Annotated in this window: 9 protein-coding genes; 2 read left to right on the top strand and 7 right to left on the bottom strand. The window is 60.0% G+C overall.

Translation table 11 applies throughout. The features are described 5' to 3' along the window. Positions 1 to 332 precede the first annotated feature (332 nt). Positions 333 to 1,304, top strand: coding sequence for an SDR family oxidoreductase (locus Asbog_RS06455; RefSeq protein WP_231944701.1), 972 nt, complete (start codon positions 333 to 335; stop codon positions 1,302 to 1,304). A gap of 148 nt (positions 1,305 to 1,452) precedes the next feature. Here Asbog_RS06455 and clpB read toward each other — a convergent pair whose 3' ends face one another. After that, entirely contained in the window at positions 1,453 to 4,056 is a 2,604-nt protein-coding gene (gene clpB / locus Asbog_RS06450; protein ID WP_062164501.1) for an ATP-dependent chaperone ClpB, read from the bottom strand. A 190-nt stretch (positions 4,057 to 4,246) separates the two neighbouring features. Beyond that, positions 4,247 to 5,722, bottom strand: coding sequence for a glycosyltransferase family 2 protein (locus tag Asbog_RS06445; RefSeq protein WP_062164500.1), 1,476 nt, complete (start codon positions 5,720 to 5,722; stop codon positions 4,247 to 4,249). Positions 5,723 to 6,042: 320 nt separating this feature from the next. Here Asbog_RS06445 and Asbog_RS06440 point away from each other — a divergent pair, with 320 nt between their 5' ends. Next, a complete protein-coding gene (locus Asbog_RS06440; protein WP_062164499.1) occupies positions 6,043 to 7,299 on the top strand; it encodes an AGE family epimerase/isomerase in 1,257 nt (418 codons plus the stop codon). Positions 7,300 to 7,407: 108 nt separating this feature from the next. On the opposite strand, the gene Asbog_RS06435 is transcribed toward Asbog_RS06440, so the two are convergent. From Asbog_RS06435 to Asbog_RS06415, 5 genes are all read right to left on the bottom strand, one after another. Next, the gene (locus Asbog_RS06435; protein ID WP_062164498.1) at positions 7,408 to 8,154 is read right to left on the bottom strand and encodes a hypothetical protein; all 747 of its coding nucleotides are present in this window, start codon (positions 8,152 to 8,154) and stop codon (positions 7,408 to 7,410) included. 126 nt (positions 8,155 to 8,280) lie between these two features. Continuing rightward, positions 8,281 to 9,861 carry a bifunctional phosphoribosylaminoimidazolecarboxamide formyltransferase/IMP cyclohydrolase gene (gene purH / locus Asbog_RS06430; protein WP_062164497.1) on the bottom strand — a complete coding sequence of 527 codons (1,581 nt, stop codon included), beginning with the start codon at positions 9,859 to 9,861 and terminating at the stop codon, positions 8,281 to 8,283. A 55-nt stretch (positions 9,862 to 9,916) separates the two neighbouring features. Continuing rightward, positions 9,917 to 10,477: a metal-dependent hydrolase gene (locus Asbog_RS06425; protein WP_062164496.1), complete on the bottom strand. Its 561-nt coding sequence runs from the start codon at positions 10,475 to 10,477 to the stop codon at positions 9,917 to 9,919. A gap of 249 nt (positions 10,478 to 10,726) precedes the next feature. Continuing rightward, positions 10,727 to 12,217 (bottom strand): efflux transporter outer membrane subunit, encoded by a 1,491-nt coding sequence (locus Asbog_RS06420; RefSeq protein WP_083510746.1) that lies wholly within the window; start codon positions 12,215 to 12,217, stop codon positions 10,727 to 10,729. Continuing rightward, complete coding sequence (locus Asbog_RS06415; protein WP_062164494.1) at positions 12,214 to 13,308, bottom strand: HlyD family secretion protein; 1,095 nt, start codon at positions 13,306 to 13,308, stop codon at positions 12,214 to 12,216. Before Asbog_RS06415 ends, Asbog_RS06420 begins: the two co-directional genes overlap by 4 nt. Between the last annotated feature and the right edge of the window lies 1 nt (position 13,309).

Raw genomic sequence — 13,309 nt, 5'->3', positions numbered from 1 at the left:
GTGACGCTCCTACTCGCAACAAGCGGCCAATATAGCCTCTCTAAGGGGCTAGGGCTAGGGCGTTGGAACCGGACAAACGGACAGGCAGCCGCCAGCCACCCCGGGACCGGAAATGCCCCAGCCACGCCCCCTGTGCGGCAAGCCTGTCAGAGCTTCGGGGTCGTTTTGCATAGCAACCCAAACCCGTCTTGCGACTTCTCATCCCGTGTCGGCTGACCGGCACCGTTTCCCCGACGCAAGTGAGATAAGCCGCCATGACCGATCCGATCGACAAGAAAACCCTCAGAACCATCACGCCTGAAGGGGCCAGCCCCGCCACCAACCGACGCAGCATGATGCAAGGAGCAACGCTTGGTCTTGCAGGGCTGGTTGCCGGGTCAAGCCGTGCGCAGGCTGCGCCAAATGCGCCTGCCGCCTCCGCACCGTTGGCCGACCCGCAGAAACTCTATCCCCACGCCCCGTTTGCGTCCCAACCCCAGGAATGGCCGGGCCTACAATCGCGCATGCATCCCAAACCGGATTGCGGAGAGACAAGCTACAAAGGCAGCGGCCGCATGACTGGACGCCGTGCCCTGATCACAGGCGGCGATTCAGGCCTTGGGCGCGCCATCGCCATTGCCTACGCACGGGAAGGGGCTAATATCGCGATCAACTATCTCCCGCAGGAAGAAGAAGACGCGCGCGAGGTTGTGGCCCTCATCCGCAAGGCAGGACGCAAGGCCATTGCCCTGCCGGGCGACATTCGCAACGAAGCGTTCTGTCAGAAGCTTGTGTCGGACGCTGCGTCACAACTCGGCGGCCTTGATACGCTGGTGAACTGTGCCGGTCGGCAGCACTACCATGAGAGTATCCTTGAACTCTCTACCGAGGAATTCGACTGGACACTCAAGACCAATCTCTATGCGCTGTTCTGGATCATCAAGGCCGCTATCCCGCATATGCCACCGGGCAGCGCCATCGTGAACACGGCTTCTTCCAACGCCTATAATCCGTCGGAAATCATCATTGATTACAGCCTTACAAAAGCTGGCATCGCCAACCTGACCAAATCTCTGGCCAAGCAGCTTCTGCCAAAGGGCATACGCATCAATGCCGTGGCGCCCGGACCTTTCTGGACACCACTTCAGGTCTGTGGCGGCCAGCCCATGTCTGCCGTCGAGAAATACGGGACCACCGTGCCCATGGGGCGTCCGGGCCAGCCTGCGGAGATCGCACCGGTCTATGTCACGCTCGCCTCCACGGAGGGAAGTTACATCACCGGACAGATCTACGGCTTAACTGGTGGCACAGGTATGCCCGGATAACAGCGACGCCCCTCTCAGGCAGCGTTTATCAAACGAAAAAGGGGGCGCACCCGGCCATAGGTGCGCCCCCTTTACTTCAGATGCCTTTCTTTGCCATGCCGCTCGCCGGATGAACCGGCCTATGGCATGGCAATGGCCCTGCGGCCAATCAGTTCAGCTCGGCCTGCTGGCCATTGATGACCAGCCCCTTGTCGTTGGCCGAGACATGCACGGTCTGACCATCAAAGATCGTCCCATCCAGGAGCAGCCCTGCCAGCGTGTTCTGCAGGCTGCGCTGTATGACGCGCTTGAGCGGGCGCGCGCCGTAAACCGGATCATAACCGGACTCTGCCAGCCAGTTATCAGCTGCCTGATCGAGGTCGAGTGTGATCTTACGGTCAGCCAGCAACTCACGCAGGCGCTTGAGCTGAATGGCGACGATACGGTTCATATCCGCCCGCTGCAGACGAGAGAACAGAACGATCTCGTCCAGACGATTCAGGAATTCAGGGCGGAAATGATTACGCACCACCGCCATCACCTGAGCCTGTACGAGGTCCGTGCTCTCCCCATCGGGCTGCTGCGCCAGTATGTCCGAGCCGAGATTGGAGGTCAGGATGATGATCGTGTTGCGGAAATCCACCACACGCCCCTGCCCGTCCGTCAGACGGCCGTCATCGAGCACCTGCAGCAGGATGTTGAAAACATCCTCATGCGCCTTCTCGACCTCGTCGAACAGGATGACCTGATACGGCCTGCGACGGACCGCCTCGGTCAGCACGCCACCCTCTTCGTAGCCGACATAGCCGGGAGGCGCACCCACCAGACGGGATACGGCGTGCTTCTCCATGAACTCGCTCATATCCACGCGCAGCATGGCGCGATCGTCGTCAAACAGGAACTGCGCCAGCGCCTTGGCCAGTTCGGTCTTGCCGACGCCGGTCGGACCGAGGAAGAGGAACGAACCGATGGGGCGATTGGGATCCTGCAAACCTGCACGGGCACGACGCACGGCGTTGGACACCGCCTTGAGCGCAGGCTCCTGACCGACTACGCGCTCACGAAGTTCGTCCTCCATACGCACCAGCTTGGCGCGCTCACCTTCCAGCATCCGGTCCACCGGCACACCTGTCCAGCGCGACACGACAGAGGCAATTCCCTGATCGGTCACAGCCTCGCTGAACAATCCTGCCTGAGCAGCATCCTGCTGTTCGACCTGTTGGGCTTCTTCGATCTGACGCTCAAGGCCTGGGATCGTCGCATACATAAGCTCGGACGCCTTGGCGAGATCGCCCTTGCGCTGGGCAATATCGACATCCGAACGCGCCTGATCAAGCTGCTCCTTGAGCTTCTGAACTGCATTCACCCGGTCCTTTTCGGCATGCCAAGCAGCGCTCATGGTGTCCGACTGTTCCTGCAGGTCGGCCAGCTCGGCTTCCAGCTTCACCAGACGCTCGCGGCTCGCGCTGTCCTCTTCCTTGCGGATCGCCTCGCGCTCGATCTTGAGCTGGATGATACGACGGTCGAGTTCATCGAGCGCCTCGGGCTTGCTATCGATCTGCATGCGCAGACGGCTTGCCGCCTCATCCACAAGGTCGATGGCCTTGTCCGGCAGGAACCGATCCGTGATGTAGCGATTGGAGAGCGTCGCGGCAGCCACGAGTGCGCCATCGGTGATACGCACACCGTGATGCAGCTCGTATTTCTCCTTGATGCCACGCAGGATCGAGATGGTATCAGCAACTGAGGGCTCACCCACAAAAACCGGCTGAAAACGACGGGCCAGCGCCGCGTCCTTTTCGATGTACTTGCGATACTCGTCGAGGGTGGTGGCACCGATGCAATGCAGCACGCCGCGTGCCAGTTCGGGCTTGATCAGGTTCGACGCATCCATTGCGCCATCGGAGCGTCCCGCGCCCACGAGCGTGTGCATCTCGTCGATGAACAGGATAACCTGCCCCTCGGCGCTTTCGATTTCCTTGAGAACAGCCTTCAGGCGCTCCTCGAACTCACCGCGATATTTCGCGCCAGCCACCAGGGCACCCATATCGAGCGAGAGCAGCTTCTTGTTGCGCAGCGCTTCCGGCACGTCGCCATTGACGATACGCAGCGCCAAACCTTCCACGATGGCGGTCTTGCCCACGCCGGGCTCACCAATCAGCACAGGATTGTTCTTGGTGCGGCGTGCCAGAACCTGAATGGCGCGACGGATCTCCTCGTCACGACCGATCACCGGATCGAGCTTGCCCGATTGGGCCACGGCCGTCACATCCCGCGCATATTTCTTGAGGGCATCGAAGCCCGCCTCGGCGTTGGCGCTATCGACCACGCGTCCCTTGCGCAATTCCGCCACCGCGCGCTCAAGGGCCTTCGCATCGGCCTTGCCTTCGCTCAGCGCCTGACCAGCGCCAGTCTTGCTGGCAGCAAGCGCCACAAGCAGGCGATCCTGCGCAACGAAGCTGTCACCGGCACGCTGGGCATCCTGCTCAGCACTATCGAGTACACGCACAAGGTCAGGCGTTGCCTGAGGCTGACCAGCCCCGCCGCCCTGCACCTTGGGAACACGAGCCAGTGCGGCATCATTAGCCTTGCGGACTGTTTCGGGTGTACCCCCGGCTGCGCGGATCAGGCCCGAGGCAGCGCCCTCAGGATCATCGAGCAACGCTTTCAAAAGGTGCTCGGGGGTCAGCTGCTGGTGGAAGTCACGCAGTGCAATTGTCGAAGCGGCCTGAAGAAAACCGCGGCTACGCTCGGTAAATTTCTCAATATTCATGTTTTCGCAATGCTCCTATGCCCCGTAAAGGCGGCTGGTTACGACAACGAGAACCCCTCTCAGGCAGTTCTCGCCTCGTCATAACTTGAACATGGGAACATTGCGGCTTTTTCCAAGGCCGCCCTGGCACGTTTCTTGCAAAAAGGGCTCTGCCTTGACCTCCCGTGGCGATGCCGCGCCGTGATGCGCCCTAGTCAGGGGCGTTGGCGGCCTTGAAGTCGTCAAGAGAAAATGGGCGGCCAAAAATCTCGATCTGATCGGTCTGCAGATAGACCTGCCTGCCCGGTATGGTGACACGAACGAAGCGTCCGAGAACGCCCGCCTCGTCGATCCAGTTGAATGGCGTCCCGTCAAGCCCGCCGAAGACCGGGCCGTCCTGCCGATCGATAATCGTTTTCCATATGATGCGATCATGCGAAACTTCGACCTTGAAGCTCGCCAACCGCTCCATAACGCCATCCAGCCGGTTGAAAATCATGATCTGATGAATGTGGCTGAGCACTTCGAGATCAACCATCCACCAGGGGTTGTCTTCAAGGGTTGTGTGATGCTGCGGGTGCCCCGTCAGGAAACCTGATACGGCCCGACTGGCATCGTCATCGCGCGAGCCTTGATGCATGGTGGAACTCTGCGTGGCGCGCTTCCCTCTCGAAAGGAGGTCCCATTGCGAGCAGGGCACGATGCTCGTCTGCCATCCCTTGCCGATCATCGCCTCCCAGTAGTCGGACAGATAGGTATCGAGCACGGCATTGGTTGCAGCGTGATACTCGGCCCGCTCCTGCACATTCTTGTTCTGCCAATGGGTCTGGGCAGCGAAGTCTCCCTGGCATCCCCGGGCAACACGACGCGCGAAATCCTGTTCCGAGCGGATATTGAAATGCGCGATATAGCCAGCCTGAACGAGGCGCTCACGCCTATTGTCGGCGTTCAGAAAAGACCACGCGTGGTCAGGGAAGTTATTGTAATAACCCTCCATCGATTCACCGAGCATGTTGCAGGCGCGCAGCGGCGCGCCCAAGCCGAATAGATCGTGATGGATGGCCACATGCGGGTTCTCGCAGGCACGCCGATAGGACACGGCCTCCGCCTTGGCGAGGATCTTGGTAAAAGGTGAGGCACCGCTCTCGCGATGGCGGTAATGACGCAGGACACTTCCGCCCGGCCGCTCGACATGACCACCATAGCCATAGCCGCACCAGTTGAGATAGACCGCGTCGTGATCTGCACCGAAACGGGTGCTTACACTGCTGATGTCGTTGCTGCCTGGCAAACACACAAACTCGTCGATATCCAGAAACATCAACCAGCGCGTCTCATGCACATGGTGGCGTAGAAAGTGGCGATACATCTGAAACTGCTCGCCCACATAGCGATAGTGATGGAAGGTCACGAATGGCTTTTCGGCGATAATGAAAGGCATCACCGCTTCATAGAGTGCCGTCGGATCATCATCGTTACAGTACAGATAGACATGGTCGAACCCGATCGACCGATGATAGGTGAGCCATTCCACGACGCTTTCCGTCTCCCAGCGCGCGCAGGCTACCAGTGAATGCTGATAATGCGGCGCAGGCCAGATTCCCTTGTTGCGAGCAACTTCCAACGGAAGCTTGCCATAACCAAGAAGATCAACCGGGGGCGGATTTACTGACTGTGACGGCGCCATGTCTTTTCTTGTCGTCCTGATGCAATAATACTTACGCGCTAACGCGTTGATGCCGCACAATAAGACGCGCCAATGCCAAGCCATAGTGAATTCTTGTGACAGACTTGCCGAGCAGACAGGACGCAGGATCGCGACAGGCGTTAACGTGCTCTTGTCACGCGTTATACGTATCCGAAGCGGAACCCTTCCGGGTTCGCCGTTTCCGGTCTCCTGAAACGACGCGCAATATTCTGTCGCGCAACTCAACGCGTTTCCATGCGTGATCATTGCCGTTCATGTAATGCGAGGCCCCTTTGGCGGCCGATAACGGGACAGTTTCTATGACCGATCTTCTCTCGCCCATGCTTCTGCCTGAAACAAGCTGGGTGCGCCGTTCCGCCCATCGCCTGTGGCTGGCCGCCGAGGGCCGCCGCCTGCTCCGCTTCGCAATGGCATCACGCATGGAAGGCGGTTTTGGCGCTCTTGGCCGCGACGGCACCCTGCCCGAGGGCGCGTTGCCAGACGGGATCCTGACCGCCCGTATGGTCCATGCTTTCTCCATGGCAGCCCTGCAGGGCATACCGGGCTGCCTCCCGCTTGTACGTCATGGCGTCAAGGCTCTTCTCGGCCCGCTCCATGATAAGGATCACGGCGGCTGGTACGAATCACCTGCAGCACGCGAGGGCCGCAAACAGGCCTATCTTCATGCTTTCGTGGCCCTGGCCGGCTCGTCGGCAACCCTGCTGGGTGTTGAAGGGGGCGAAAAGCTTCTCAGCCTGGCGACCGAAGTTCTCGAGACCCATTACTGGTCCGAAGATGAAGGCGTCATGCGTGAGAGCTTCGCCTTCGACTGGAGCGACGAGGAGGACTATCGCGGCGCAAACGCCAACATGCACTCCACAGAATCCTGCCTCGCCCTTGCTGATATCACAGGGGATGAGAAATGGCTCGATCGCGCCCATCGTATCGTGCACCGCTTTGTGCACGAGATCGCGGGAAACCATGATTACTGCATGCCCGAGCATTTCAACCGGGAATGGACACTCCTCAAGGACTACAACCGAGACAAGACGACAGACCCCCTGCGCCCCTATGGCATGACACCGGGCCATTTCGCAGAATGGGCTCACCTCACTCTGAAGGTAGAGGCCGCTCTTCTGCGACGCGAAGGGACCGCCCCCGGCTGGATGCTGCATGATGCCCGCGCCCTGCTGGACTCAGCGCTGCGCTTTGGGTGGGCACCCGATGGAGAGCCTGGCATGATCTACACGATCGACTGGGACCATAAGCCGGTGGTCACAGTGCGGGCGCACTGGGTGCAGGCGGAAACTGTCACCGCCGCAGTGAACCTGCTTAAGCGCACGGGCAGCCCTGCCTATGAAACATGGTATCGCAAGGTCTGGGACTATATCGCCAGCACACTGATCGACCATGAATTTGGTGGATGGCGTAATGAGGTGGACGCGCAAGGCCGTTATTCAGGCGAGGTCTACCCGGACAAGGCTGATCTGTATCACGCCTTCCAGGCGACGGTTGCCCCCATTCTCCCCCTGTCGCCTTGCCTTACACTCGCGTTGCGTGAGTCAGACATCGTTTGAGGACATCACGCGATCGATAGCGCCCCAGCGGGTCGAATTAAAGATGCCGGATGGTAACGCCACCCGGCATTTCCTTATCGATACACAGGCTAAACCGCTGAGAGGACCTTATTCAGTGCCTCCGGGCGCCTCAATCTGATCGTAACCCGCCGATCCCGGCGGAGCGCCGCGGGGGACAAGCGGTTCATCTGAAACATGAATGGCCTGCAGCCTGTCGGGCCCAAGACGCCTTGCCACGACTAACTTGCCATAGGCCGTCTGATAGCCGTAACCCTCCGCATAGATCGGCGCCCCGAGACGCAGGAAAGAGGTACGGGCGCCGGAGGCAGGCACACGCAGCACGGTGCCATTATCAAGTAAGGCTCCATTCAGCGCCCCATCACCATCATGCAGGAGCCGCGCAATCCGGCCCTGTGTGCTGGCGGGGGGCGCTGCCGTCACGAGCTCCGGCATCGGCGAGGCACAAAGCTCTTGCCCGTTGCTCAGCGCAAAGGCCCGAACAAGACGAAGCGATGGAGCGGCAAGCCCACGAACGGTAATGGTCGCCCCAGCACGCATGTGGTGATCCTGCGCGGCCAGACCGGGGGGCATTTCGATTTCGGTGCCATCCTTGAGCAAGGCACCGACGGCATCACCCTGTGTGCCCGGCAATAGGCGGTCTATCTTGCCAGAAAAACGGGGGAGACTTGTCAGATCGAAAACACATCCCGCCGGGAGTGAGCCGAGAACTGCCTGCGACATGGTCCCCTGAGGCATCGTATCCCCTGAAATGGCCGGCTGAGCAGCGGCACGTCCAGCAGGCGCAACCACCAACGCAGCAACGAGCCCTGCCAGCAAACCGGTTCTGATCTTCATGTTTCCCCCCTCCGTGAGAGCTATCTCAGCCCTGTCTTTCACAACCGACTGATTGACGCCCCGTTACCCGGTGCGACTTCAGTCCGAGGCACCGGGCAATCGGGAAAGCGACAACGCAGACCAGTTTCAATGACGGAAATGGCGCATACCGGTGAATACCATGGCAATGCCAGCTGCATCGGCAGCATCGATCACTTCCTGGTCGCGAATGGAACCGCCCGGCTGGATAACGGCGATGGCACCGGCTGCAATCACGCTCTCAAGGCCGTCAGCGAAGGGGAAGAACGCGTCAGACGCCGCGACCGACCCTTCTGTCAGTGCCACTGTCTCACCTGCAGCTTCGGCTGCGTCGAGACTCTTGCGCGCCGCGATACGCGCTGAGTCGACGCGTGACATCTGCCCGGCTCCGATGCCGACCGTGGCGCGATCCTTGGCGTAGATCACGGCATTGGATTTCACATGCTTGGCAACGCGGAAAGCAAAAAGCAGATCGGCCATTTCAGCGTCGGTCGGTGCCCGCTTGGTCACGACACGCAGATCGGCTTCGGTCACCTGACCGGCATCACGGCTCTGTGCCAGGAAGCCGCCTGCAACCGATTTGAAAGTCATGCCCTCAGCCGTGGCGGAAGGCACGCCCCCCGTCAGGAGCAGGCGCAGGCTCTTCTTGCGGCTCAGCGCCGCGCGTGCGCCTTCGGTGGCGTCAGGGGCCACAATCACCTCGGTGAAGATCGTGGCAATCTGCTCGGCTGTCGCCTCATCGAGTGTACGGTTCAGCGCGACGATGCCGCCGAAGGCCGAAACGGGGTCACATTTGAGTGCAGCTTTCCATGCCGCCTCGAGCGTCTCGGCGCTGGCCACACCGCAGGGATTGGCATGCTTGACGATCACCACGCTCGGCTTGTCGAACTCGGCAACAGCCTCAAAAGCCGCATCCGTGTCGTTCAGGTTGTTGTAGCTGAGCGCCTTGCCCTGAATCTGCGTTGCCGTCGCGATGCCGAAACGCTTCTCACCGGTGACATAAAAAGCGGCCTGCTGATGAGGGTTCTCACCGTAGCGCAGGGATTCACGACGCGTGCCACTCAGCGTCATGGTTTCTGGCAGGGCGTCGCCGCGCTGGCCCGCAAACCAGGTGGCAATCATCGCATCATAGGCACCCGTATGGGCATAGGCGGCACCTGCCCAGGCCGTGCGCTCGGCCAGGGTGGAACCGCCCGCATCAAGCGATGCCTTGAGCGCATCATATTGTGCGGGCTCAGTCAGGATCACGACATGGTCATGATTCTTGGCTGCTGCGCGGATCATGGCAGGCCCACCGATATCGATATTCTCGATGCAGTCCTCCGGGCCTGCCCCCGACGCGACGGTCGCGGCAAACGGGTAGAGGTTGACGCAAACGAGGTCGATTGGCGCAATATTGTGTTCAGCCATCTGTGCCTTGTGAGAGTCCAGATCACGACGGCCAAGAATACCGCCATGGATCTGCGGCACCAGCGTCTTCACGCGACCATCCAGAATTTCGGGAAAGCCCGTGTGATCGGAAACGTCGGTCACAGGCAGTCCGGCATCACGCAGGGCTTTGGCCGATCCGCCCGTCGAGAGAAGCTGCGCGCCATGCGCGATCAGCGCCTTGCCCAGATCGATCAGACCGGTCTTGTCTGAAACGGAAAGAAGCGCCCGGCGGACGGGCAGGCGATCGGGAGAGGTCATGACGGGCTCCGGAATGGCTGGATTTCAAGAGGTGCTCATAGGCGTCCGAGCCGTTTTACGCAATAAAAGCCATGCGGCGGGCTTTGCCGCTGTGAGATCCGATTGATGTGTGATGGCCGGACTGACGTGTCTCATGGGTCAGGAGATGATACGTCACGCTTCCCAACAACCCGAGACTAACAAGCAGGACCATATATTCGCGCAGGCTGCCCACCCTAGCATATGGCCAGAGAGAGATCCTGTTGCGGGATAATGGGTAGAGCGCCCAGCATCCGCCGGTCACGAGGTCACCTGCGATATGGCTCGCATATCCGATCAGGAAACTTCCCACAGCGGAACACAAGAGATCCATTCCACCAAAATGGATCGCAGCCAGACCCAGCAGCAATGGCACCGCCAGAGAATGGGTAACTGTCCTATGGCCTATGCAACGGGAAAGCGTTCGCGAAAGCCAAGGCAGGCGACAGCCGAGCATGGAACGTTCGGTGTCGATATCAGGTGTCAGGCTCCCCAGGGCAGCCATTCCCAGAGAGGCGAATGTGAACGGCACATAGCCGGCAGCGGCCGCCGTTATTCCACAGGCCAAACCTAGAACGATATGAGAACGTCCATTCATGCCGCCTTATGGCACCACTTGATCATTTCCGTCTAGGCCTATGATTCTAAACAAGACTCTTAGAAAAATATGTAGTTCAGATTGGCACCATGATCGCGCAAGGATCGCTCAAGGATCGCAGTTTGTTCTCTCAAACCCCAAAGGAACAAATCTTGGACTCAGGAATCGTATAATATCAGAGATTTGATCGTTATTGATAAAGCATGATTCGAAGAGACAGCTTCTCACACACTGGTCAAAACAATGACCCTAACCTTCTGATTTTGAAGATTTATCTTCTGAAAAAGCCGGATACTCCCAGCCTCCACCCAGCGCCCGGTAAAGCGAGACGAAAGCAGTCGCAATTTGAATCCTGTTGGCCGAGAAAGTCGCCTCCGCGGCCAGCGCCGCAGCCTCTGCCGTGTCGACCTGGAGGAAGTTCACAGCCCCTTCGCGATAGCGCTGTTGCGCCACCTCGACAGCCTTGCGGCTCTCCTGCCACGCGATCCGCGTCTGCACGAGGCGCTTTTGGGACTGGGCATAAGCCGTCAAGGCATTGTCGACCTCGTTCCAGGCCGTCGTCACGGTCTGGTGGTAGGCAAGCGCCGCGTCTTTTTGCTCGGCCCGTCTCAGTGCCAGCGTCCCGCGCAGGCGTCCGCCCTCGAAGAGTGGGACAGACAGGGTTGGCCCCGTCGCAAACTGACGAGATGGCAGTGAAAAGAAATTCGCTGCAGACAGGGTCTGCGTGCCCATTTGCCCCGTCAGGGTAATATCCGGGTAAAATGCAGCGATGGCGACCCCGACACCAGCAGTCGCCATATGCAGCTTGGCTTCGGCTTCACGAATATCAGGGCGCCTGCGAGCCAGGGCTGAGGGCACCCCGATCGGCGCAGCCGGGACGATGATCGGCATCGTGCCATCACGGCGTGCCAGTTCCTGCGCGAGGCTTCGCGGCGGTTCGTCCAGAAGCAGACCAATGGCGTTGATCAGCGCGCTTTCCGAGTTGCGCAGGGTGGGAAGCGCTGAGGCCGTATTGGCCTGCTCCGTACGGGCCTGCGCCAGATCGAGCGTGGTCGCTGCGCCGTTGCCAAAACGTGACTGCACGAGGGCCAGATCATGATCGGAAACCGCCATGTGCCGCTCGGTAATTGCAATCTGGTCCTGAACTCCGCGAAGCTGCATGTAGCTGTCAACCAGGGTCGCGATCGTACTCAGGGCAAGGCCGTGGCGTGCCTCGGCTGCGGCCTCCTGTGCTGCGTGCTGGGCTTCGACGGCACGGCGTATCTGCCCGAAAAGATCGAGATCCCATGACGCGCCAAGCGTGTTCTGAAAGAAATCATATTCGTTCGGCGCGCCATTGCGTGGCTGCACAAGCGAGATAAACCCCGTCTCGCTCTGATGGGTGCGGGTATAGGACCCGGCCCAGTTCAGGCTAGGGAGCCCCTGCGCGGCCGCGATACGTGTTTGCGACCGGGCTTCGGCAATACGTTGCATCCCGCGTTGCAGGTCGATGTTCTGCACTGCAAGACGATCAATCAGATAATTGAGCTCAGGGTCATTGAACTGCTTCCACCAGGCCACATCGACCGGACCGCCGTAGGTCGTTCCTGCCACATCCTGCGGCTCCGCCCCGAACTGCGCAGGCGAGATCACATCCGGACGTTTGAAATCAGGGCCCATCGTGCAGGCCGCAACCATGCTACCAAGGCAGCACAGCGCTATTCCGCTGCGCAGAACAGCCGGCCGCCTGATCGTTCTCATCGTGCGGTGATCCCGTTCGCGCTATGCCGCTGCTCATCCACGACATTTTCAAGATGGGTATCGACCGTCGTCTCGACCGAAAAGCCCATACGCAGCAGCCTGGCAAGAGGCTGGTTCGGGGCCACGACGATCTTCACGGGAAGGCGCTGGACGATCTTGGTGAAATTACCCGTGGCATTTTCCGGGGCGATCGGGGCGAAGGCGGCACCCGAAGCCGGGGGAATACTGTCAACAATGCCGTCCAGATCCATATCATAGGCATCGACATGAATACGGGCGTGCTGTCCGGGACGCATATGGCGCAGCGCAAGCTCACGATAATTCGCCATGACCCAAAGCTGATCCATCGGCACAAGCGCCATAAGGGCGGCACCCGGCGATACATAATTGCCCGATTGAACGGTCTTCTCGCCCACCATACCGTCAAACGGCGCGCGTATCTCGGTATAGGACAGGTTGAGCTCGTCCTGCCGTACCACGGCGTGGTCGATCTTGAGCGTCCTGAGCGCCGCCTCATGGCGTGCCCGCAGGATCGGGATCTCATCCTGCGCTGCCGTGATCCGCGCTTTCATGCTCCTCAGATTGGCTTCCATTTCGCGCATGGAGGCATCGGTAAGCTGACGCTCCTGCGCGGACCCTGCGCCGGTCTGGGCCAAGTTGTGATAGCGCTGGGCATTCTGCCTGGCATAGACGAGCTGCGCCTCAATCCGCGCGGCTTCTGCCTTGCTTTCCTCGATCATGCTCGGCTGACGATCCACCGCCGCCTCGGCATCGAGCACGAGCGCCTCGTCGTGTGCGAGCTGGGCACGACTGCGGGTAAGCGCCGTTTCGTAGTCGCGTGGATCGAGCCGTGCCATGACCTGCCCCGCCTTGACGCTCTGGTTATCATCAACCAGCACCTCGACCACCTGTCCCGGCACACGCGGCGCAATGGTGGCGTAATGGGCCGTCACATAGGCATCATTGGTCCAGACCTTGCGGTTTGGCACGAAAATGATCGCAAGGATGATCCCGCAGAACACCACGAGGATGAAGCCTGTCACAAGGAAAGGCCATTTGGCGGGGCTGCTTTTCTGGTCGTCTGAAGCCATG

Source organism: Asaia bogorensis NBRC 16594 (genome assembly GCF_001547995.1).
Lineage (GTDB): Bacteria > Pseudomonadota > Alphaproteobacteria > Acetobacterales > Acetobacteraceae > Asaia > Asaia bogorensis.
This window is presented reverse-complemented; position numbering and strand designations above follow the sequence as displayed.